This is a genomic window from Hyphomonas sp. ske169, assembly GCF_056850855.1.
The window spans coordinates 3,304,699-3,326,692 of sequence record NZ_CP096146.1; the positions used below are offsets into that span (position 1 = coordinate 3,304,699).

A 21,994-nucleotide genomic window follows, 5' to 3' on the forward strand; every position below is an offset into this window, starting at 1 on the left:
TCGATGCGTAAAGTATTAGCTGCAGTTCTGATGGCGACCAGCGCGATCGCGTTAACCGACATCCCGGTTACGGAATCGAATGCGCAAGTCAGTGAAACCATTCGGCAAATTAGAATTGAAGGCAATCAACGGATCGAAGATCGGACGATTCAGTCCTATTTGCTGGTCGAGCCGGGTGATGCTTTCGACCCAACACGAATTGATTTGTCTCTAAAGACGCTTTTTGCGACCGGGCTTTTTGCCGATGCGAGTTTCGACAAAGCCGGTCCAGACCTGATTGTGCGCGTGGTTGAGAACCCCATCATCAATCGCGTCCTCTTCGAGGGCAATAGCGCGCTGGACGATGATAAGCTGCGGGAAGAAATTCAGGCTGCGCCACGGGGTATCTTTACCGCCGCGCGTGTGCAGGCAGACGTTCAGCGTATTCTGGAGCTGTACCGCCAATCTGGTCGGTTCTCCGCGACAGTCGAGCCTCAGTATAAGCCGCTCGACCAGAACCGAGTCGATCTGGTCTTTGTAATGACTGAAGGCCCTGTGACGGGCGTTCGCTCTATCAATTTCATCGGTAATGATGCGTTTTCCGATCGCCGTTTGCGCAGCGAAGTGGTCACCAAGCAATCGCGCTGGTGGCGATTCTTCAGCTCCAATGACAATTATGATCCAGGCCGGCTAGAATTTGACCGGGAACTCCTGCGCGAATTCTATCAAAACAAAGGCTATTATGATTTTCGTGTGATCAGTGCGGTCGCCGATCTTACGCCGGATCGTGAAGACTTTTACATCACCTACACGATCGAAGAGGGCGAGCAGTACACGTTCGGCGAGGTTGAGGTCGAAACAGCGCTCGACAAGCTGAGCAGCGAAGGGCTCAAACGTGCTGTTCCATTCAAAGATGGTGACCTATTCCGCGGAGACCAGATCGAAAACACGATTGATACGCTGACATTCGCGGCCGGGATCGCTGGATACGCGTTTGTGGACATCACGCCGCGTCTGGAAGCCGATCCTGAAACTCGGAAAGTGAACGTTACTTTTGCGATCGATGAAGGCCCGCGTGTTTATATCGAACGGATCAATATTAACGGGAATACCCAAACTCTAGACCGCGTTATTCGACGCGAATTGCGGATTGCCGAGGGCGATGCGTTTAACCGCGTCTTGCTCGACCGCTCAAGAAACCGCGTGCGGGCGCTTGGTTATTTTGAGAATGTCGAGATCACCGAACGCGCCGGATCGAGCGCCGACCGGACGGTTGTCGACCTCGATGTGGAAGAGACTGCGACGGGCGAACTTTCCTTCGCTGCCGGCTTCTCTTCGGTTGATTCATTCTTGCTCGATTTGAGTGTGACACAGCGAAACTTGCGGGGCCGCGGCCAAACCTTCGTGGCGCGCGTGTCCGCGTCTGATCGCCAGCAATTCGTTGATTTCAGGTTCCAAGAACCGCGCTTCCTCGACCGCAACCTGTCTGCCGGACTTGAGCTATTCTCGACCCGCTCAGACTTTTTGGACGTCTCGAGCTTTGAGTCCGAAACCATTGGCGCGGGGATCAATTTCGGATTTCCGGTGACCGACAATACGGGACTGCAAGTTCGGTACAGGTTACAGTCGGACGAAATCAATATCCGCGACCAGAACGTCATCATCGACGAGAATGGCGTCATCGTTCGATCTTTTGTTCAAACGGCAGGCGCAGATACACCAGAGAACGCATTCGATGACGCCTTCCGGGTGGTAGAGGCCTCTGATGTCATGGACGGTCAGATGCTTGTTGATCAATGTTCTTCGCTGGTCGTGAACCAGAACATTATCTGTGACAATGAGCGGTCGGATATTACCTCATTGATTGGCTATTCTTTCAATTGGGATCGCCGAAATGATCCAATCGCGCCGACCGGCGGGTTCGATTTCTCCGTCAGCCAAGATATCGCCGGCTTAGGCGGCGACGTGCAATATCTCCGAAGCGAAATCACCGGCGCGACCTATCGCGGTATTTTCCGCGGCGTTCGCGCCAGCGTGCGCCTTTCGGGCGGATATATCGAGCCGTATGGCGACGATGATCGTATTCTGATCAATAATCGTTTCTTCCGCGGCGGCTCATCATTCCGCGGGTTTGATGTAGCAGGCATTGGCCCGCGTGAAGTTGTGACGATTGCGGACGCGAATGGCGAAGTCACTGACGTGAAGCCAGGTCGCGCGCTCGGGGGTAAAGCCTATTACCAAGCCACCGGCGAGTTAACGATGCCAAACTATCTCCCAGAAGAGTATGGCATTCGAACCAAACTGTTCGTTGAGGCTGGCGGATTGGGTATTCTCGATAATGCCGATATCCGAGACCCAATTTTTGGCCAACTTGGCGTCGGTGCCTTCACCAATATTCGGTTCAATAACATTTTGCCGGGAACACCGGCTGTGAGCCAAATCAAAGATGGCCTGGGCCTTCGCGCCTCAGCAGGTCTCTCGGTTGGCTGGGACTCACCGTTCGGACCAATCCAGTTCGACTTTTCACATATCCTTCGCAAGGAAGAGTACGACAGAACGGAGACATTCCGCTTCAGTACTTCCACTCGTTTTTAGCAGATATCTCTACAGGAGAGAGTACAATGATCCGCGTAAAATCTATTCTCGCCACTTTGGCGCTCGCCGTCTCAGCGGCATTCGCGATGAGCCCAGCCGCCATCGCTCAGGGGACAAAAGTCGTCGTCATCGATCGCGTCCAAATTTTCGGTCAAAGCCAAGCTGGTCAAGACATCCGGACGAAGATCCAAGCAATCGAAACCACAATGCAGGGCGAGCTGAAGCCATTGGCAGATACCCTCGCTGCAGACGGAACCAGCCTGCGTACGAAGTCTGAAGGCAAAACCCAAGAGGCGGTGCGTGCGGATGCAGCCTTGATGGCTGAAATCGAAGCCTATTCTCGCAAAGCGAATGATTTCGAGCGTAAGCGCCAGATCGCAGCTCAAGAGCTTTCGCTTACAGAACGCAAGGCGCTGGTCGATTTCAACAACGCCTTGATCCCAGTACTTCAGCAGGTAATTGCTGAGACCAATGCGAATGTTATTCTCGACAAATCTCAAGTGGTATATGTCGACGACGCGACGGACGTGACTCAGTCGGCCATCACGAAACTGAATGCGAGCACGCCAACTGTACAAGTGGTTCGCCAAAGCTTGCCGACGCAACAACCACAACAGTAAATCCGTCGAGGAGCTGATGCCTATAGATCAGCGATTTTTTGACTATCAGGGTCCGCAGTCGCTGCGGGCCCTTTTGGGCATTCTAGAGCTCGAGTTTGATGATGATCGCGACCCGCAAATCACTGGGATTGCGGCATCAGATAGCGCTGTTGAAGGCGATCTCTGCTTCTTCGAAGGCGACGCCAAACAAGCCGCGAATGTGAGCGCCCGCGCCGCCGCCTGTTTCGTTAAAAAAGACGCAGCGTCTGGTTTGCCGGCAAGCGTTGTGCCCGTGATCACAAACGCCCCCCGGTTCAGTCATAAACTGGCCGGCGAGGCGCTCTACAAAATCAAAGACTGGCAAGCAGCGGGCAAAGCCCCAGCGATCCATGAAACCGCACAAATAGCGCCAACCGCTTTCATCGGTGCGGGAGCCGCGATTGGCGCTGGCACCGCGATCGGTCCGGGAGCTGCGATCGGGCCAGGTGTACAAATTGGCGAACATTCTGTGATCGGTGCTAATGTCTGTGTGCGGTGCGCGCTCATTGGCAATCATGTTCGATTGTATTCGGGTGTGTCAGTGGGGGAAGCGGGGTTCGGTGTCACCGCTGGTCCAAACGGCGCTGAAGATGTCCCGCAATGGGGCCGGGTCATCATCCAAGATCATGTCACAGTCGGCGCAAATACCTGTATCGATCGCGGGGCTTTGTCAGACACGATAATTGGCGAACGCACCAAGATCGACAATCTGGTTCAGATTGCCCACAATGTGATTGTCGGCCGTAACGTTGCGATGGCGAGCTTTACGGGGATTTCTGGAACAACACGTGTTGATGATGGCGTGGTGATGGGAGGACGCGTGGGCATCGCGGATCACGTTCATATTGGCGCAGGGGCAAGACTGGCAGCCTCGGCTGGAATTTTTCGAGACATTCCAGCAGGCGAAACCTGGGGCGGCGTGCCTGCCAAACCGTTGAAGCAGTATTTGCGCGAAATCGCTTGGATCCAGAAGCAAATCGCGCCGAAAAAGAAACCGAAATGACGGTCAGCATTCATCCAACAGCGATTGTTGAGCCGGGGGCCGAGCTCGGCACAAATGTTTCGATTGGCGCTCTGGCTTATGTCGGGCCGAATGTGAAGCTCGGCGACAATGCGGCTTTGCACCCCAAGGCGATGGTGTTCGGGCATTCGACGCTTGGGGCTGATGTTGAGATTTACCCAGGCGCCGTGATTGGCGGCCCGCCGCAAGTGCTGGGCTATAAAGAAAGCAATGAATCGCGGTTGGAAGTCGGCGACCGAACTGTGCTGCGCGAACACACAACGCTGCACACGGGGTCTCCCGAGCATGGCGGTCTGACCAAAGTCGGATCAGATTGCCTGTTCATGGCCCATACGCATGCCGCGCATGATTGTGTCTTGGGTGATAAATGCGTCATCGCGAACAACACCCATATTGGCGGGCATGTCACCATAGGCGAGCAAGTCTGGTTTGGCGGCGCCGTTGCGGTGCACCAATGGTGCCGGATTGGCGATCATGCCTTTGTTGGCGGCGGCTCGATTCTCGTCGCTGATGTCATCCCCTTTGGATCTGTGGTCGGAAACCATGCCCATCTCGCAGGTTTGAATGTGGTCGGCTTGAAGCGGCGCGGTTTTTCGCGGGAGACAATCCGTAGCCTGCGATCCGCGTATCGGATGCTTTACGCGAAAGAGGGGACTTTCTCTGAACGGTTAGAGGATACATCTGCTACGTTCGCCGAGACCGACGAAGTAATGCAAATTGTAAACTTCATACGCAACAGCAAGAATCGCGCGCTCTGCCTGCCGCGATAGGAGGCCAGATTGGCGCCACTCGGAATCATTGCGGGCCTCGGAGACTTGCCGGTTCAAGTTGCGAAAGCGGCCACAGAACGCGGGCAGGGCGTATATGTGATCCGTATGAAGGGGTTTGAAGAACCGGCCCTCGCGACTTATCCGGGTATCGTCACCGGCGTGGCAGAGATTGGCAAAACGGTTAAATCGCTAAAGCAAGCTGGCTGTCAGCAAGTGTGTTTTGCCGGGATTGTCAAACGCCCGGACTTTCAAGCGCTAAAACCCGATTTAAAAGGGATTTCTCTGCTTCCAAAGGCCATTTCAGCGGCCCGAGAGGGCGACGATGCGCTGCTCAGCTTCTTGATCAAGACCTTCGAAAGTGAAGGCTTTGAGGTCATTGGTGCAGATGAAGCTGCGGGCTCACTGACCGCGGAGGCAGGATTGCTCGCTGGGGCAACTCCCGATGAAGAAGAGCTAGCGGATTTAAAGAAAGCCGCGAAAGTCGCGGGCACAATGGGACAGCTCGACATTGGACAAGGCGCCATCGTTGCGGGCGGCTTGGTGCTTTGCGTTGAGGCGCAAGAAGGCACAGACGAAATGCTTCGCCGGTGCGCAGAACTGCCAACCCAAATCCGAGGCTCAGCGGCTTCAAGAAAAGGCGTTCTGGTCAAGCGACCCAAGCCTCAACAAGAACGCCGGATTGATTTGCCAACCATCGGTATGATGACCGTCGAGCTCGCCGCCGAGGCCGGATTGGCTGGGATCGGGTTTGAGGCCGGGGGCGCTTTGATCATCAACTCTGATCAGGTGAAGGCACGCGCCGAAGCCTTAGGCCTATTCTTGTACGGCTTTCCAAAGGATTGGCCCTGATGACTGCGCCGCGCGTCTTCCTCGTTGCGGCAGAGCCGTCTGGCGACTTATTGGCCCGCGAAACGGCTGAAGCGCTAAAAAGGCGGGATCCACAGATTAAATTGTTTGGGATTGGCGGGCGCGAGCTTGCCAAGATCGGCCTCGACTCTGCGATTGATATCGCCCCGCTCTCGATCCTTGGCCTATTTGAAGGGCTCAAAGCCTATGGCACGGTCGTCAAACTCGCCGATGCCGCCGCGGATGCGATTATCGAGGCGGCGCCAGATGTGGTCGTTCTTGTTGATTCATGGGGATTTATGCTTCGGGTCGCGCAACGCGTTCGGGCCCGTGATCCAAAGATCAAGCTAATCAAGCTTGTCGGCCCACAGGTCTGGGCGACCCGCGCCGGACGAGCTAAGACGCTCGCCAAAACGGTCGATCACCTGATCTGTATCCACCATATGGAAGCGCCTTATTATGAACCGCATGGCCTGTCGGTGACGGTTATGGGGAACCCGGCGCTCAGCCGCACCGAACGCGGCGATGGCACTCGATTCCGGGTATCGATCGGCGCGTCAGACGGGGATCAAATTGTCTTGGTTTTACCAGGCAGCCGGCCCAGCGAGATCAAACGCGTTGCCCCGGTCCTGGTTGAAGCGGCATGGCTGATGAAGTCGCAAAACCCCGACCTCAAAATCGTCTTTGCGCCCGCGCCATCGGTTGAGCAGCAATTCTTAGACGCGTTTCCGGGCCTTCAAAAATGGTCTGTCATCGCAAACGACACCACCTCTCCTGCCGACATGATGGCCGCCGCTGATTTTGCGCTCGCGTGTTCCGGTACGGTGACCTCAGAACTTGCCGTACAAGGTACGCCCTTTCTGGTCGGCTACAAAACCGGTTGGATCACCTGGGCGCTGGCGCGATATCTCTTGTACAAGCCTGATCATATCACGCTGCTAAACATCGCGGCCGACGATACAGAAGTCGCACCCGAATTCGTTCAAACCGCGTTCAAGCCAGATCGCTTGGCGGAGACAGCTTTGTCACTGCTCGCAGATTCAGACGCTCTGCAAAAGCAAATAGGCGCGCAAAACAAAGCGCTCTCCCGAATGGGAGAGCGCGATGAAGCGGCGTCAGAGATTGCCGCAAATGCCATTTTGGAAGTGATTAGCGATCGCTGATCGGAACAAAGTCGCGTTTGGCGGCGCCGGTATAGATCTGACGCGGGCGACCAATGCGCTGGCTTGGATCTTCGATGAACTCGTTGAGCTGTGATACCCAGCCAACCGTCCGGGCCAGGGCGAAGAGGACGGTGAACATCTCTGTTGGGAAGCCCATCGCGTCGAGAATAACGCCCGAATAGAAATCGACGTTTGGATAGAGCTTTTTCTCGCGGAAATAGTCGTCTTCTAGGGCCAAACGCTCAAGTTCTTTCGCAACGCGCAGGATCGGTGTGTCGATGCCAAGCTCGTCGAGCACGTCATGCGCAGTTTTCTGCATCACCGTCGCGCGCGGATCGTAGTTTTTGTAGACCCGGTGGCCAAAGCCCATCAGGCGGAAGCTGTCAGACTTGTCTTTCGACTTCTCGATGAATTCTGGAATGCGGTCGACCGTGCCGATTTCCCGGAGCATATTCAAGCAGGCTTCATTGGCGCCGCCATGGCTCGGTCCCCAAAGCGAAGCAACACCCGCCGCAATCGCCGCATATGGGTGCGCGCCAGACGATCCAGCGAGGCGAACGGTTGAGGTCGATGCATTCTGTTCGTGATCTGCGTGGAGGATGAAGATCTTATCCATCGCCCGAGCGAGCGTAGCGCTTGTTTTGTACTTCTCGGCTGGCACTGAGAAACACATGCGCAGGAAGTTCTCGCCATAGGAGAGCTCATTAATTGGGTCTACGAACTTTTGGCCTTGGGTGTATTTGTAAATGCGTGCCGCAAGCGTCGGCATTTTCGCGATCAGGCGGATATAAGCGAGGTTGCGCTCTTCAGGATCGGAGCTGTCCATCGCGCCAGGATAGAAGGCTGACATCGCCCCGACGGTGCCGGTCAGCATCGCCATTGGGTGGCTGTCACGGCGGAAGCCATCAAAGAAGCGATCCATTTGCGTGTGGAGCAGCGTGTGCTGGGTCACAAGGCCAGCAAACTCGCGGAATTCGTTTTGCGTCGGCAACTCACCGTTCAGCAGCAGGTAAGCAACTTCTAGGAAGCCAGATTGCTCAGCCAGTTGATCAATTGGGTAGCCTCGGTGCAAGAGAATGCCTTGCTCGCCGTCAATAAAGGTGATTTGGCTTTCGCAAGATCCGGTTGAGGTAAATCCCGGGTCCAACGTAAAAACGCCTGCTTCGGCGTACAGGCGTTTTACATCTACGACATCGGGTCCGTGGGTGCCGCCCATAATCGGTAGCTCAACGGTCTTTCCCTTGACGTTAAGGGTAGCTGTACCTGTCTGTTTGGTCTTGTTGATCATCTTAGCCCTCTTGCAATCCTGTCTGTACACCCGCGTTTAAGCAGGCAAATGTTTCCCAATTCTCGCCAAGACCTCGTCACGGCCGAGCCAATGCATGACTGGCGCGAGGTCTGGCGCTGGCAGCCCTCCGGTTAGTGCTGCCCGGAGGGGCGGCCCAACCTGTCCCATAGATAGTGTGTGCAGTGCACAAAACGAGTCTAGAACTTGCTGTAATGCTTCAATAGTCCAAGAATCAGATTGGTCTAGTGCTTCACGGAGATCTGACAGATGTTTGAGGCCGTCCTCACGTAGCGCTTTCCGTGCTTTCTTGTTGAGATTGTCCGCATTGCTATCCCACAAAAACCGGCAAGATTCGGCCAATTGAGGGAGCGTTTGCCCCCGTTCTTTCAGGGTTGCGAGGGCTTGCTGCAGACGCTCAGTTAAAATTGGCGTCAGCTCTGTGAGCTGCTCAATTTCAGGTGTGAGAAGCGCCAAAAGGCGGGTCTGATCGACCGTGCGAATAAAGTGAGCATTGACGTCCCCGAGCTTTTCTAGGTCCAGGCGGCCAGGCGCTCTGTTGATGTCGCTGAGGTCAAAGACGCTGCTCGCGTCGTCAAGGGTGAAGATTTCTTGATCGCCATGGCTCCAGCCCAGGCGGACCAAATAGGAATTCATCGCTTCCGGCAGATATCCCATATCGCGATAAGCAAGAGTCGACAGCGCGCCATGACGTTTCGAGAGTTTTGCACCGTCTGAGCCATGAATCATGGGGACATGGGCAAATTCGGGAACGTCCCATCCCATCGCCCAATAGATCGGCAATTGGCGAAACGTGTTGCGGAAATGGTCGTCGCCACGAACAACATGCGTGACGCCCATATCATGATCATCAACCACGACAGCGAGCATATAAGTCGGCGTACCGTCCGCGCGTAGCAAAATGAGATCGTCGATTTCACGCGTTTTTAGGGTGACATTGCCCTGTACGTGATCGCTGACGGTTATCTCTTCATCATCGGGCGCGCGCAGCCGGATCGTATGAGGCGCGTCCGCCGAGGGCGGATCGCCGCCATCACGCCAAGGGGACCGGTAGGGCGCCAAAAGCGCATCGGCGTCGGCGCGCAACGCGGCGCGTTCCTCGTCAGAAAGCCCTTCGGCCTTTGCCGCGGCCCGTTTCTGTTCGCCCTCGTCGCGCCGGGCTTGCAGTTCTTCTGGCGTCGCATAGCAGCGGAAGGCTTTGCCTGAGGCGACCATCTCAATTGCGCAGGCAACGTGGCGTTCCGCATTTTGGCTTTGATAGACGGGTGCATCGTCCGGGGTGAGGCCGAGCCAATCCATGCCGTCTAGAATGGCTTGCGTGGCTTCCTCAGTGGAGCGTTTCTTATCGGTGTCTTCAATCCGCAGCAGAAATTTGCCGCCATGACGTTTGGCCAGCAAATAGTTGAACAGAGCCGTGCGCGCGCCGCCAATATGCAGCATGCCTGTGGGCGAGGGAGCAAAACGAGTGACTACAGTCATGGAAGAATTCGGACGTTAAATCAGGCTTTTGGGACAATCTTCCCCGCTTCAACACGCTCTGCTAGAGTTTCGCAAGGGGCGGGGAGGAAAGATGCAGCGATTTCCGCTGACCACCGTCCAGATTCAGGCGCCCATTGTCTTCGCGATCGGAATGATGTTCGGGGCCATATTCTACTTTTTGGTCGAATTTGAGCCTTCATTTTGGGGGCTGTTTTGTCTCGCGAGCGCATCGGTTGTGGCGATTATTGTCGCAATCAGGCGTTCTGCGCCGTCTTGGACTGTGTACCTGCTGTGGGCGCTCGTGGGCGGCGCATGCGGAGCCCTGTCTGGCAGTTTGGCGACGCACCGCTCGCAGCATGTCGCGGTGCCGACGGAAATCGGGCCGGTATTGCTGGAAGGGTGGGTGCAGGCGGCATTGCCCGCAGCCCGCGGGACCCGGCTGCGAATACGGGTCCATGCGATTGATGGGGTTGAAGAGGATCAAACACCGCCCGTGGTTCGCGTCACCCATATCACACGGCTTGAGACCGAGCCGGGGCGGTTCGTGCGCTGCTGGGTGGTGCTGCGTCCGCCCCCGGCCCCGATCATTCGAGGCGATTATGCCTTCGATCGTCAGGCCTGGTATAGCGGGCTGGGCGCCGTGGGATATGTCCAAGGCCGGTGTCGCGGCGGAGCAGTCGGCGGTCCGAAGAATGCGGCGAGAGCGGTCATGCTCGAGATTTCGAAAGCGCGCCGCCAATTGGCGCAACATGTCTCTGAAGCGGCGGGGGCGCGATCAGGCGGCTTCGCGGCGGCGCTGACCTCTGGCGATCGAAGCTTCATGTCCCAAGCGGATCAAGAGGCATTGCGCGGCGCCGGATTGGCGCATTTGCTGGCCATCTCTGGGCTTCACATGGGGATTGTTGGTGGGCTTGTATTTTTGCTCGCCTGGCGCGGTCTGGCGTTGGTCGAGCCGGTCGCGTTGCGCCTGAATGTCAAAAAAATTGGCGCGATTGCCGCGCTCTTGGCATGTGCGACTTATCTGGTCTTATCAGGCGCGAGTGTGTCCACGCAGCGGGCATTTGTCATGGCTGCGATCTTGTTCGGGGCGGTGCTGATTGATCGAAGCGCGTTGAGTTTGCGATCGTTGGCGATTGCCATGGTGATTATTCTCTCTGTTGCGCCATGGAGCGCTTTAACCCCCGGTTTTCAAATGTCTTTTGCGGCAACGGGCGCGCTGGTGGCGACCTATGAGCGCTGGAATAAGCGCAGGAAGGCGGCACTAGGAGCCCGGTCTGGGCGGATCATGTTTTGGATCAAATCCTTGGTCGTGACCTCGACGGTCTCAAGCTTCGCAACTTTGCCTTTTGCCCTTTATCATTTTGAACGCGCCGCACCGCTCGGCTTGCTCGCCAACCTATTTGCGATGCCGATTGTCACCTTGATCGCTGCGCCCATGGCAGCCGCCGCGCTTCTGCTAACGCCATTCGGATTGGATCATATCGCGCTGGGCCTGTTCGGGATTTCTCTGAGCCTGGTCTTAGAGATTGCGCATTTCTTTTCCGCTTGGGATTTGGAGGCGATCTATTCCGTACCGCGTTTGCCGCCACTTAGTTTCGCGGCGCTTGCCGGCGGGGTATTGGCGTTTTGCCTCACATCCTCCGCCAGAACTGCATGGTTCGCAGCCATCTTGAGCGGCATTATCGCCCTCGGGGTTTGGAGCCAGGCCGGCATCGATAAAATCCACTTTGCGCCGTCTGGAGATGTTTTTCTGGAGCATGCGAGCGGGCAGATCGAGCGGATCGCCTGGCGCGATGGTCAGGGCCTAGGGCCTTTGCGGTTCTCTGATCTAGTGGTCGACCGCGACTGCGAGGAGGCTCCTAAGTGCGAGATTGCGTTTGCGGGCTACAACATTCGGTTGCGAACGCCTTCAGACGTTATTGAAATGAGACCCATCTCAGCGAATGACGCGTCCGTGACAATCAAATGGCCAGATATTGAACGCGAGAATGGGATTACCCTTGTTCGACATGGCGGGCGGTTTGAAAAACAGCGAAAGCCCGACTGCGGGAGCCGGGCTTGGCGGATTTGCGGTGAAAGCGAAAAGCCGTGAGGCTTATTCGTATCGGCGAATAAGCGCGACGAGGCGACCTTGGACTTGGACGCGGTCAGGGCCAAAAATCCGGGTTTCATAAGCCGGATTAGCCGCTTCCAGCGCAACTGAGTCGCCTTTTTTACGGAGGCGTTTCAAAGTTGCTTCCTCATCATCGATCAGCGCGACAACAATGTCGCCGGAATTGGCGCTTTCCGTGCGCTTTAGGATGACGATGTCGCCGTCGAGGATGCCAGCATCGATCATCGAGTCGCCTTTGACTTCGAGCGCGTAATGGGCGTCGCTATCGGCATATTCTTCGGGCGGGGTGACCCGGTCCACTTCATTCTGAATGGCTGTGATCGGAACACCCGCTGCGATGCGGCCGAGGACAGGAATTGTGTTCTGGCCCATTTGCGGCGCTTGCGATCCAACCACGCTGGGGCGGAAGGTCTGACGTCCACGTGGCGGGGCGGCTGGGGTCGCCGAGTCTGGCATTTTGAGCACTTCCAGCGCGCGGGCCCGATTGGCCAGGCGCCGGATAAAGCCGCGTTCTTCGAGCGCGACGATGAGACGGTGAATACCGGATTTCGAGGCGAGATTGAGCGCTTCTTTCATTTCGTCGAAGGAAGGCGAAACACCGTCGGCCTTAATCCGCTCATGAATGAAAAGAAGAAGCTCTTTTTGCTTGGTTGTGAGCACGAAATTTCTCCGGAATAACGAATCTGTTCTCGTTCTGTTTATTCTCGTTCTGTTCTTTTGTCAAATTCGCGTCTCAGGAGACTCATCATATGCGTGTCCCAGATCTCGTTCCCGATTGGGGTGGTCTCCCGGCGCGTCCCTTCGGAGATGAAGCCCGCCCGTTCATAAGTGCGGATGGCAGCTTGATTGTGGGCATAGACCAAGAGATCGACGCGATGCACCCAGGCGCTCGAAAAGGCCTGGTCCAAAATCAAGTCCATCAGATCTGTGGCTAAAGACATGCCGCGCAATTCCGGCGCCATCGCGATTCGACCAAGGCCTGCTGTGTTGAGGCGCCGATTGTAAGAGATCTGAAAGTGGGCGGCCATTTCGCCATCGAGCGTGACGGCCCAGACTTCGCGGGCAGGGGTGTGGCCGCGATGGAGCTTGATCAGGTCAATAAATTCTCGGCGCTGCAGCGGCCAAGACAGCGCCGCGCCGGCCCATTGCAAGACGTCTCGCTCGGACTGGAACCACTCAAAAAGTGGCGCAATATCATTCTTCGTAAACTTGCGTTTCTGAAAGCTCATCGCGCGGAGCGTAAAGCCCAAACATGGGCTCCGCGATCGTCTCGTTTCATCAGACTTTCGCCGATCAGGAACCGGCGTGCGCCGGTTTTGCGGAGCCGCGTGATGTCGCCGACCTCACTAATCCCACTTTCCGAAACAAATTCCGCGTCCTCAGGGATGAGGTGGGAAAGTTTCTCGCTAGTCGCGAGATCGGTTTTCATGATCTTTAAGTCGCGATTATTGATCCCGATCAAGGCCGATGGCAGTGCAAGCGCACGTTCAATTTCGCTAGCGTCATGAGTCTCAATGAGAGCGTCCATGCCCAAAGCGAGCGCGGCATCGACCAGGTCTTTGGCGAGGGCATCCTCGGTGCAGGAAAGAATGACCAAAACGGCGTCTGCGCCATGCGCACGCGCTTCTGCGACTTGGATTGTGTCGACCATGAAATCCTTGCGCAGCATGGGCAGCGAGACAGCGTTTCGAATGGCGACAAAATCTTCCAGACTTCCGCCAAAGCTAGGGCCATCAGTGAGCACGGAAAGACACGCCGCGCCGCCACGCTCATATTGAGCTGCAATGTCGCGCGGGTCGGCGCCCGGTAAAATCTCACCCGCGCTGGGGCTTTTACGCTTCATTTCGCAGATCAGCGCATTGTCGCCCTGGTCGGCGATGTGGGACAGGCGTGCGGCGAACCCTCGCGGCTCAGATTGAGATCTTGCGTCGCGTAGAAAGTCTTGCTCAGAGCGCTCGCGTTTAATCGCGGCCACTTCATCGGCCTTATAGGCAACAATTCGATCGAGAGCAGTGCTCATCCCTATTGTCCCTTAGAGGCCGCGACCAGGCGCGTCAGCGTTTCGGCGGCAAGGCCTGTATCAATCGCTGCCGCCGCTTTCTCAGCCCCGTCGCGTAAATCGGTCGCTTGTCCAAGCACGAACAGTCCAGCCGCGGCGTTCAGCAATACGGCATCTCGGAACGGGCCGGGCCGCCCATCCAATAGTTCGGTAATCGCGGCCGCGTTTTCATCCGGCGTGCCACCTTGCAATGCGCTGAGGCGATTGCGATTGAGGCCCGCATCCTCTGGAACAACGGTTAGCTCGGTCAGAGCGCCATCTTTGACCTCGATGATTTGGGTTTCGCCAGCGATTGAGAGCTCATCAATCACGGTGTCATCAATGTCTGTCCCGTGCACGACCCAGGCGCGGGTTACGCCGAGGTCCCGCAGCGCCTCTGCCATCGGCCGCAACCAGCGCGCTTGATTGACCCCCAGAACTTGGTGGGTGGCCGATGCGGGGTTTGAAAGTGGACCAAGAAGATTGAAAATTGTCCGAATGCCGAGACTGGCGCGAACCGGCGCGACATGGCGCATGGCGCTGTGATGGCTGCGGGCGAACAAGAAGCCGACACCGGCACTGTCGATGCAGTCGCGGAAGCGGTCTTCGGTCAAGTCGAGCTCGACGCCTAAGGCTTCGAGCACGTCTGCGCTGCCGGTCTTAGGCGGAACGGAGCGGTTGCCATGCTTGGCGACTTTGCCGCCCGCCGCTGCGATTACAATCGCGCTCGCGGTCGAAGTGTTGAGGCTCGTCCAGCCAAGGCCGCCGGTTCCGCACGTGTCGAGCATCGGGCCCTCAAGCGCGATCGCTCGCGCATTTGCGCGCAAGGTCTTTGCGCCTGCCAAAAGCTCTGCACCGGTCTCACCGCGCACGGCAAGCCCCATCAGAAAGGCGCCAATTTGTTCAGGCGGGATGTCGCCGGTTAGGATCGAAGAGAAGGCCGATTCCAATTCTTCTGAGGACAGCGTTTGCCCATTGGCGAGCAGTTTTAGGATCGAAGATAGAGAAGCCATGTTGTCTCTTTCTAGCTTGCGGTGGCGAAAGCCTAGACGGTCTTGAGGAAGTTTTTAAGCAGTGCGTGGCCGTGCTCGGTTAATATGCTTTCGGGGTGAAACTGAACGCCAAAGACAGGGCGCGCCTTGTGCCGGACAGCCATGATCTCGCCGTCCTCGGTGAACGCATCAGCAATTAGCGTATCTGGAAGCTGGTCGGGTTGGATGGCGAGCGAGTGATAGCGCACGACGTTATAGGTCTCTGGCAGGCCTTCAAAAAGCGGGCCGCCTTCGTGTCGGATCTGATTGATTTTCCCGTGCCGAATTTCCTGCGCCGTGACGATGTCGCTACCTTCAGCCGCGCCAATGCTCTGATGTCCTAAGCAGACGCCGAGGATCGGCAAGTCTTCTGGCGCGGATTTGACCAATTCGACGCAAATTCCGGCTTCATTCGGCGTGCAGGGGCCAGGTGAAAGCACGATGCCATCTGGCTTGAGCGCGAGCGCTTCAGCGACACTGATCTCATCATTGCGGACGACCTGCGTCGTTGCCCCGATTTCTTCGAGATAATGGACCAGGTTCCACGTGAAGCTGTCATAATTATCGACGACGAGGATACGTTTATCTTTGCTCATTGGTCGAACTCGTATCTGGCCGACAAGGCAGCAGCTTTCTTGAGCGCATTGGCTTTGTGGACGGTTTCATCAAACTCGTATTGCGGATTGGAGTCGAGCACGACCCCGCCGCCAGCTTGAATGTGCAATTGGCCATCTTTCAGGACAGCCGTCCGCAGCGCGATACACGTGTCGAGGTCGCCATTCCAACCGAAATAGCCAATCGCGCCGCCATAGATACCGCGCGCGTTTTGCTCAAGCTCGTCTATAATCTGCATGGCGCGGATCTTCGGAGCGCCTGAGACGGTTCCGGCGGGGAGTCCAGCGAGTAAGGCATCAACAGCCGTTAGACCTTCGCGAAGATCGCCTTCGACATGCGAGACAATGTGCATGACGTGGCTATAGCGTTCGACAATGAAACGCTCAGTGACTTCGACACTGCCATAGGCGGCAACACGACCCACATCGTTGCGCCCGAGATCGAGCAGCATCAAATGCTCTGCGATTTCTTTTTGGTCGGCGAGCAGGTCGGCCTTGCGCTCTGCATCAATGACCGGGTCGCCAGAACGTGGCCTTGTGCCGGCAATCGGGCGGATCGCGACGCGGCCATCGCGAACCCGCACCAAGATTTCAGGGCTAGAGCCGACCAAGCGTACATCGCCAAGGTTCATATGGAACATGAAGGCCGACGGATTGAGCCGCCGCAGCGCGCGATAGAAACTGATCGATTTGCGATCGAAATTCGCGCTGAAACGCTGGCTCGGCACGACTTGGAAAATGTCGCCGGCTTTGATGTAGTCGCGCGCGGTCTCGACCATTCCGAAATACTGATCTTGGCTCGTATTCGAGGTGAACTCGAGCGGATCTTGATCGCCGTCGCGGGGAGACAATGGCGGCAAGCGCTCGAGATCGCTTTCGACTTGGTCAAGCAAGGCTTCTGCGGCTGCCTGCTCGCCCGCCTTGTAGCGACCAACCATGATCAGTTCTTGATATAGATGATCGAAAATCAGCACCGCGCCGGGGATCATCAGCAGCGCTTCTGGGACGTTTAGCGTGTCCGGCTTGGTGATTTCAACCGGTTCAACATGTTGGATAAAATCGTATCCGATATAGCCAAAGACGCCGCTCGCCATTGGCGGCAGGTCGGTCTCATCGCCAGCATCCGCGAGACCAAACTCGGCAAATTGGCGGAGCGCATCGACTGCTGTGCCTTCAATTTGTTCCGGTTCGGCGAAGTCGATCGTTGAACTCGCCTCTCCGACACCGTTGAGCACTCGCATCCAGCGTTGCGGGTGGAGGCCAATAAAAGAATAACGCCCGAGCCGTTCTCCGCCGAGAATGGATTCAAACAAAAAAGATCCTGGCGTATCAGCGCCCAGCTTCAGCATGGCTGAAACCGGCGTTTCTAGGTCGCCTGGTCGCCTGCGGACCAGTAATTTATCGCGGCTCATTGCTGTGTCACAAGGCTTCTTTTGTAGGCTTCAAACGCGTTGCCATTGGTGGTGAGCTCAACGTCATCAGCGATGCTCATCAAGTACGCTCGGAACAGATCTTCGGCGATGCCGTTCTCAATCTCGAGCGCAGAGGCTTGGGCGAGAATGTCCAAAGTCTCACTTTCTGGACGATCGATTTGCGTGACCTGCAAAATGAAGGTCTGGCTTGCACCCGCTTGCAATGAGAAGGTCTCACCTTCTTCATTCACGCCGAAAACACCGTCAATAATCTGCCGCGGCAGCTGGATATCGGTATTCGTCCGGGTAATTGGGCGGGGGAGTGAGCTGACGTCCGCATTGTATTTCGCAGCTTCCGTTTCCAATGTTGCAGAGCCGTCAGCAATCGCGCTTTCGATTTCGCCAGCGACGGTCTGCAGCTGCTCGCTTCTCTTTTGCTGTTGCCAGGCCTCAGTCAGCGTCTCGCGGACTTCTTCAAATTCAGGTAACCGCTCCGGAACGATACTATCGACGCGGGCGATCCAAGTAATTTCATCTTCGCCGAACCGTTCTGTGTTGCGGCCTTCGGCTTGCGCGTAGATCATTTGCAAAAGCCCAGGGGCGGTCACAAGCGGCAAATAGCGCCGTCCATCCTTGGTCATCCCATTGGTGTCGACAGGCGCGAAAGACAGGACTGGCGCGCCTAAGCCCATCGCGATGGTTTCTAAGTCAGCGCCGGTGCCAAGAAGATCGTCAAACTGGGGCAGAGCATCATAAAACAGACCTGACGCATATTCGCGCGCGAGTTCTTCTTGAATCTGCTCGCGGACATCTTCTAGCGGTGTCGCTGCGCCTGGTGTGATATCTTCCAGACGGATGACGACAAATTGCTCACCAACGGGCTGAGGCCCATGGATAGATCCAGTCAGAGCACCCGGCGAGAAGACTTGATCAGCAAGCCGGTCGTTCGAAATCGCATCTCTGCGTCCGCTCTTCAGCTCAGTTGAAAGCGCCGTATCGATCGCTGTTGCGGCAGCGCCACCAGCGATGCGTCCGAGGGCAGCACGCGCGGTTGCTTCATCAGCAAATGTAAACTCTGTGAAGGAGCGACTATCCGGCCCGGTATAGCGATCCGCTTTGTAAGCTTCATAAAAGCCAACAATATCGTCTTCGCTCACTTCGGCTTGGGCGACGAAATCATCAGGGCTTAAACGCAGCAGGCTCACGCCGCGGCGTTCCGGCTCGCGCAAAAGCTCGCGGCGGCTGTCGTAAAGTTCTTGGAGCTCTTCTTCTGTAGGTTCGCCAACATCTGGGAGTTCAGATTGTTGAAGGACGAACCAAGATGCGGAGCGAAGTTCACCAGAATAGGCAGCTTGCAGGCGCGCCAGCGCATTTGGGACCCGTAGTCCTTCTAATGGCACCCGTTCCAAGCGGCTGATCGTCAAATCGTTTTCGATATTGGATTCATAGTCCGCTTCGCGGAATCCGTTCGCATCTAACAATTGCGAATAACGGAGCGTGTCGAACACGCCGGTTGTGTCTTGGAAGACCGGGTCCGTTCGAATCGTATTGACGATTGCGTCTGTCGTCGCCGAGATTCCTTGCTCGTCGGCATAAGAGGTAAGCAGCGTGCGGCGTGATAGATCAGAAAACACCTGATCCAGGATGCCGCGTTCCATTGCCTCTTCTTTGGTCAGTGCTCGACCGCGTTCATCGGTTTGACTACGCAAGACACGCTCAAGCGTCGTATCAAGCTTGCGGTCGCTAATTGTGCGATCACCCGCGCTGATCAGATTATTGCCGCTTCCGCCTGCAAATATGTCTGTCACGCCCCACGCTGCCATCGCGATAATCACGAGAACAAAAATACCGCCAGCGGCTGGCGAGCGGAGCATATTACGCAACGGGGTCAACATGAGTCAGACCTTTCCCTTCGGGATCGCTTGTTTGTTTCAGCACAGCTTGCTAGGCGAGCGCACAAACTTGTTCAAGATGGTGACTGGTATGGTACGCACACTGATCGCAGGCAATTGGAAAATGAATGGCCTGAAATCTTCGCTTTCGGAAGTCGAAAAAATTGTCACAGGCCTACAGGCCTATTCGGATGAGGCGGATTGCCTGATTTGCCCGCCCGCAACACTGGTCGTTCCGATGAAAGACCGCGCGGGCGATCGGTTGGCGGTCGGCGCGCAGAGCTGTCATCCCGAGGCGTTTGGCGCGTTCACGGGAGATCTTTCAGCAGAGCAACTCAAAGATGCTGGCGCGTCCTATGTGATCGTTGGGCATTCTGAGCGCCGGTCCGAGCACGGCGAACGTAGCGCCTATGTCCAAGAGCAAGCCCATGCCTGTCTTCGCGCTGGGATCACGCCAATCGTCTGCGTTGGCGAGAGTTACGCGCAGAAACAGCGCGGCGAAACTAAAGATACAGTCGTCCGGATCTTGAGAAAGTCCCTACCAACGCTCGGGTCGAATGATTCCTTGGTGGTGGCGTATGAGCCGCTCTGGGCGATCGGAACCGGTCTTGTGCCTAGTCCTGAAGAGATTGCTGAAGTGCATCTGACCATCCGTGAGTTGTTGGTCGAGCTTTACCAGGAACGTGGTGCAAGCCTTCGCATTCTCTATGGCGGCTCCATGAAACCTGCGAATGCGGCGGAAATTCTTGCGATTGAAAACGTGAATGGCGGCTTGATTGGCGGCGCAAGCTTGAAGGCCGAGGATTTGATGGCCATCTATGCCGCAGCTGTGGCCTAGTTGCCGTGATTGGACTGACCGAGAGGGGTTGGCGGAGCGCGCATAAAAGCGTAAGCCCCGCGGCTTGAGATTCAGGAACCTGACATGACCAATGTAATTCTTGTTGCACACATTCTTGTCTCCATCGTTTTGGTGATCGTTGTGCTGATGCAGCGCTCTGAAGGCGGCGCGCTCGGCATCGGTGGTGGTGGCGGTGGCGGCGCAGGCGGCGGTCTGATGTCGGGAACGGGCGTTACCGGAGCTTTGGTGCGCACAACAATTATCTTTGGCGCGATCTTTTTTATCTCCAGTTTGACGCTAACCACGATTGCGACCCACGAAAACGCAGATGGACGCACGGACGTTCAGCGCGAGCTTGAGGGCAATCTGCCGACGACCGATGGTTCGGACGAGTTGGGCCTTGATGGTTTGGATGACATTCTGAACAGTGACGAAGATCTTTTGAACGACCCGCTCGCGATCTCGCCAAGTGAGACATCGCCTTTGGATACGCCAGCGCCGGAAGAGGACGATCCGATCGCCTCCGAGGCAGACCCGCAATAAATCACATAAATCATGACTGACCCCTATCGGGGTGGGTCGCGAATCAGGCAATCTGCATTCCCATGACTCGCTATATTTTCATTACTGGCGGCGTGGTGTCTTCTTTAGGCAAAGGAATCGCTTCCGCAGCACTTGGGGCATTGTTGCAAGCTCGCGGCTATAAGGTCCGCTTGCGTAAGCTCGACCCTTATCTCAATGTCGATCCTGGAACGATGAGCCCGCGCCAGCATGGCGAGGTCTTCGTGACTGATGACGGCGCAGAGACCGATCTCGATCTCGGCCATTATGAGCGCTTTACCGGCGTTTCGGCGCGCCAGTCAGACAATATCACCACGGGCCGCATCTATTCGACCATTATCGAGAAAGAGCGCCGCGGCGATTATCTCGGGGCGACCATTCAAGTCATCCCGCATGTCACCAATGAGATCAAAGACTTCGTCCTGTCTGATGCTGGCGAGGGGGTCGATTTCGTCCTCTGCGAGATTGGCGGTACGGTTGGCGACATTGAGGGTCTGCCTTTCTTCGAAGCGATCCGCCAGCTCGGCCAAGAGCTTGGGCCCGAGCGTGCCTGCTTCATCCACCTGACCCTGTTGCCCTACATCCCGGCGGCTGGCGAGATGAAGACCAAACCGACCCAGCACTCTGTCAAAGAGCTGCGCTCAATCGGCATTCAGCCGCAAATCCTGCTCTGCCGCTGTGATCGCCCGATCCCGGAAAATGAGAAGGCGAAGATTGCGAGCTTCTGTAATGTGCGCCCGAGTAGCGTCATCGAAGCGCGCGACGTTGGGCATATATATGATGTGCCAGCGGCGTATCATGAGGAAGGTCTGGATGAAGAAGTGCTGCAGCATTTCCGCATCGCTGACGCGCCAACCCCAGATTTAACCCGTTGGGACGGGATCGCTCAGACCGTTCACAATCCTGACGGCAATGTTTGTATTGGGCTGGTCGGCAAATACACCGATGTGCCGGATGCGTATAAATCCGTGATGGAAGCGCTTCAGCATGGCGGCCTCTCAAACAATGTTGGTGTCGAGATTAAGCTGATCAACAGCGAAGAATTCGACGACGAAACCGCGCCGATTGATATTCTCGAAGGCGTGCATGGGATCATTTTGCCGGGCGGCTTTGGTGAACGCGGGGCGCGCGGCAAAATGCGGGCGGCCCGGTTTGCGCGCGAACGCGAAGTGCCATGTTTCGGGATTTGCTATGGCATGCAGCTTTCCGTCGTCGAGGCTGCGCGAAACCTGGCGGGCATTGACCAAGCCTCAACCACGGAGTTCGGGCCAACAGAACAACCAATTGTCGGCCTGATGTCGGAATGGACCAAAGGCAACGAGTTGGTCACACGCGACGAGAATACGGATATGGGCGGCACGATGCGGCTCGGGGCCTATCCGGCGCGGCTCAAAGAAGGCTCACGCGTCGCTGAAATCTACGGAACACTGGAAATCTCGGAGCGTCACCGTCACCGATATGAAGTGAACAACGCCTATGTCAGCGAACTTGAAAAGCATGGCGTTGTCTTTTCCGGGATGTCCCCAGATGGCGTGTTGCCCGAGATTATTGAGCTGGAAAACCATCCTTGGTTCATCGCGGTTCAGTACCATCCCGAGCTGAAATCTCGCCCGATGGAGCCGCATCCTCTGTTTGCGAGCTTTATTGGCGCGGCCGTAACCCAAAGCCGTTTGGTTTAAACGCTTGTCCTCGTCTCTT

General features: G+C 56.4%; 19 protein-coding genes. 10 read left to right on the top strand and 9 right to left on the bottom strand.

Annotated elements, in window-relative coordinates; translation table 11 throughout:
* Nucleotides 1–3 precede the first annotated feature (3 nt).
* From bamA to MY069_RS16175, 6 genes are read left to right on the top strand one after another with little or no spacing between them, the layout of a single operon-like run.
* A complete protein-coding gene (gene bamA, locus MY069_RS16150) occupies nt 4–2,574 on the top strand; it encodes an outer membrane protein assembly factor BamA (protein ID WP_482794818.1) in 2,571 nt (856 codons plus the stop codon).
* 26 nt (nt 2,575–2,600) lie between these two features.
* The gene (locus tag MY069_RS16155) at nt 2,601–3,194 is read left to right on the top strand and encodes an OmpH/Skp family outer membrane protein (protein WP_482794819.1); all 594 of its coding nucleotides are present in this window, start codon (nt 2,601–2,603) and stop codon (nt 3,192–3,194) included.
* Between the two features lie 16 nt (nt 3,195–3,210).
* Complete coding sequence (lpxD, locus tag MY069_RS16160) at nt 3,211–4,215, top strand: UDP-3-O-(3-hydroxymyristoyl)glucosamine N-acyltransferase (protein WP_482794820.1); 1,005 nt, start codon at nt 3,211–3,213, stop codon at nt 4,213–4,215.
* Nucleotides 4,212–5,003 carry an acyl-ACP--UDP-N-acetylglucosamine O-acyltransferase gene (gene lpxA / locus MY069_RS16165; protein WP_482794821.1) on the top strand — a complete coding sequence of 264 codons (792 nt, stop codon included), beginning with the start codon at nt 4,212–4,214 and terminating at the stop codon, nt 5,001–5,003. The genes lpxD and lpxA overlap by 4 nt, the downstream gene beginning before the upstream one ends.
* A gap of 9 nt (nt 5,004–5,012) precedes the next feature.
* Nucleotides 5,013–5,852, top strand: coding sequence for an LpxI family protein (locus MY069_RS16170; RefSeq protein ID WP_482794822.1), 840 nt, complete (start codon nt 5,013–5,015; stop codon nt 5,850–5,852).
* Nucleotides 5,852–7,012 (top strand): lipid-A-disaccharide synthase, encoded by a 1,161-nt coding sequence (locus tag MY069_RS16175; protein WP_482794823.1) that lies wholly within the window; start codon nt 5,852–5,854, stop codon nt 7,010–7,012. The genes MY069_RS16170 and MY069_RS16175 overlap by 1 nt, the downstream gene beginning before the upstream one ends.
* Here the strand turns inward: MY069_RS16175 and MY069_RS16180 are convergent.
* Both MY069_RS16180 and gltX read right to left on the bottom strand, forming a co-directional pair.
* A complete protein-coding gene (locus MY069_RS16180; RefSeq protein ID WP_482794824.1) occupies nt 6,999–8,300 on the bottom strand; it encodes a citrate synthase in 1,302 nt (433 codons plus the stop codon). The two genes, MY069_RS16175 and MY069_RS16180, sit on opposite strands and share 14 nt — an antisense overlap.
* Before the next feature lie 36 nt (nt 8,301–8,336).
* Nucleotides 8,337–9,797 carry a glutamate--tRNA ligase gene (gene gltX, locus MY069_RS16185; protein WP_482794825.1) on the bottom strand — a complete coding sequence of 487 codons (1,461 nt, stop codon included), beginning with the start codon at nt 9,795–9,797 and terminating at the stop codon, nt 8,337–8,339.
* 91 nt (nt 9,798–9,888) lie between these two features.
* Between gltX and MY069_RS16190 the strand changes: the two genes are divergently transcribed.
* Nucleotides 9,889–11,889, top strand: coding sequence for a ComEC/Rec2 family competence protein (locus tag MY069_RS16190; protein ID WP_482794826.1), 2,001 nt, complete (start codon nt 9,889–9,891; stop codon nt 11,887–11,889).
* A 3-nt stretch (nt 11,890–11,892) separates the two neighbouring features.
* On the opposite strand, the gene lexA is transcribed toward MY069_RS16190, so the two are convergent.
* From lexA to MY069_RS16225, 7 genes are read right to left on the bottom strand one after another with little or no spacing between them, the layout of a single operon-like run.
* Nucleotides 11,893–12,570: a transcriptional repressor LexA gene (gene lexA / locus MY069_RS16195; protein ID WP_482794827.1), complete on the bottom strand. Its 678-nt coding sequence runs from the start codon at nt 12,568–12,570 to the stop codon at nt 11,893–11,895.
* Between the two features lie 38 nt (nt 12,571–12,608).
* A complete protein-coding gene (locus MY069_RS16200; protein WP_482794828.1) occupies nt 12,609–13,160 on the bottom strand; it encodes a GNAT family N-acetyltransferase in 552 nt (183 codons plus the stop codon).
* A complete protein-coding gene (trpC, locus tag MY069_RS16205; RefSeq protein WP_482794829.1) occupies nt 13,136–13,930 on the bottom strand; it encodes an indole-3-glycerol phosphate synthase TrpC in 795 nt (264 codons plus the stop codon). Before trpC ends, MY069_RS16200 begins: the two co-directional genes overlap by 25 nt.
* Nucleotides 13,931–13,932: 2 nt before the next feature.
* Complete coding sequence (gene trpD, locus MY069_RS16210; protein ID WP_482794830.1) at nt 13,933–14,961, bottom strand: anthranilate phosphoribosyltransferase; 1,029 nt, start codon at nt 14,959–14,961, stop codon at nt 13,933–13,935.
* A gap of 32 nt (nt 14,962–14,993) precedes the next feature.
* Nucleotides 14,994–15,575 carry an anthranilate synthase component II gene (locus tag MY069_RS16215; protein WP_482794831.1) on the bottom strand — a complete coding sequence of 194 codons (582 nt, stop codon included), beginning with the start codon at nt 15,573–15,575 and terminating at the stop codon, nt 14,994–14,996.
* Nucleotides 15,572–17,005, bottom strand: coding sequence for an anthranilate synthase component I (gene trpE / locus MY069_RS16220; RefSeq protein ID WP_482794832.1), 1,434 nt, complete (start codon nt 17,003–17,005; stop codon nt 15,572–15,574). Before trpE ends, MY069_RS16215 begins: the two co-directional genes overlap by 4 nt.
* The gene (locus MY069_RS16225; RefSeq protein WP_482794833.1) at nt 17,002–18,900 is read right to left on the bottom strand and encodes a peptidylprolyl isomerase; all 1,899 of its coding nucleotides are present in this window, start codon (nt 18,898–18,900) and stop codon (nt 17,002–17,004) included. The genes trpE and MY069_RS16225 overlap by 4 nt, the downstream gene beginning before the upstream one ends.
* A 79-nt stretch (nt 18,901–18,979) precedes the next feature.
* On the opposite strand from MY069_RS16225, the gene tpiA reads away from it, so the two are divergent.
* The 3 genes from tpiA to MY069_RS16240 all read left to right on the top strand — a co-directional run bounded on the left by tpiA (nt 18,980) and on the right by MY069_RS16240 (nt 21,975).
* Complete coding sequence (gene tpiA, locus MY069_RS16230) at nt 18,980–19,735, top strand: triose-phosphate isomerase (RefSeq protein ID WP_482796724.1); 756 nt, start codon at nt 18,980–18,982, stop codon at nt 19,733–19,735.
* A gap of 84 nt (nt 19,736–19,819) precedes the next feature.
* Nucleotides 19,820–20,278, top strand: coding sequence for a preprotein translocase subunit SecG (gene secG / locus MY069_RS16235; RefSeq protein WP_482794834.1), 459 nt, complete (start codon nt 19,820–19,822; stop codon nt 20,276–20,278).
* Nucleotides 20,279–20,340: 62 nt separating this feature from the next.
* Nucleotides 20,341–21,975 carry a CTP synthase gene (locus MY069_RS16240; protein WP_482794835.1) on the top strand — a complete coding sequence of 545 codons (1,635 nt, stop codon included), beginning with the start codon at nt 20,341–20,343 and terminating at the stop codon, nt 21,973–21,975.
* Nucleotides 21,976–21,994 lie beyond the last annotated feature (19 nt).

Excerpts from the sequence above, each read along its gene's own strand:
- MY069_RS16180 (WP_482794824.1), bottom strand. The coding sequence starts at position 8,300 with ATGATCAACAAGACCAAACAGACAGGTACAGCTACCCTTAACGTCAAG.
- MY069_RS16175 (WP_482794823.1), top strand. The coding sequence starts at position 5,852 with ATGACTGCGCCGCGCGTCTTCCTCGTTGCGGCAGAGCCGTCTGGCGAC.
- trpC (WP_482794829.1), bottom strand. The coding sequence starts at position 13,930 with ATGAGCACTGCTCTCGATCGAATTGTTGCCTATAAGGCCGATGAAGTG.
- lpxA (WP_482794821.1), top strand. The coding sequence starts at position 4,212 with ATGACGGTCAGCATTCATCCAACAGCGATTGTTGAGCCGGGGGCCGAG.
- MY069_RS16225 (WP_482794833.1), bottom strand. The coding sequence starts at position 18,900 with ATGTTGACCCCGTTGCGTAATATGCTCCGCTCGCCAGCCGCTGGCGGT.
- gltX (WP_482794825.1), bottom strand. The coding sequence starts at position 9,797 with ATGACTGTAGTCACTCGTTTTGCTCCCTCGCCCACAGGCATGCTGCAT.
- bamA (WP_482794818.1), top strand. The coding sequence starts at position 4 with ATGCGTAAAGTATTAGCTGCAGTTCTGATGGCGACCAGCGCGATCGCG.
- MY069_RS16240 (WP_482794835.1), top strand. The coding sequence starts at position 20,341 with ATGACTCGCTATATTTTCATTACTGGCGGCGTGGTGTCTTCTTTAGGC.
- MY069_RS16190 (WP_482794826.1), top strand. The coding sequence starts at position 9,889 with ATGCAGCGATTTCCGCTGACCACCGTCCAGATTCAGGCGCCCATTGTC.
- MY069_RS16215 (WP_482794831.1), bottom strand. The coding sequence starts at position 15,575 with ATGAGCAAAGATAAACGTATCCTCGTCGTCGATAATTATGACAGCTTC.
- trpE (WP_482794832.1), bottom strand. The coding sequence starts at position 17,005 with ATGAGCCGCGATAAATTACTGGTCCGCAGGCGACCAGGCGACCTAGAA.
- trpD (WP_482794830.1), bottom strand. The coding sequence starts at position 14,961 with ATGGCTTCTCTATCTTCGATCCTAAAACTGCTCGCCAATGGGCAAACG.
- MY069_RS16155 (WP_482794819.1), top strand. The coding sequence starts at position 2,601 with ATGATCCGCGTAAAATCTATTCTCGCCACTTTGGCGCTCGCCGTCTCA.
- lpxD (WP_482794820.1), top strand. The coding sequence starts at position 3,211 with ATGCCTATAGATCAGCGATTTTTTGACTATCAGGGTCCGCAGTCGCTG.
- secG (WP_482794834.1), top strand. The coding sequence starts at position 19,820 with ATGACCAATGTAATTCTTGTTGCACACATTCTTGTCTCCATCGTTTTG.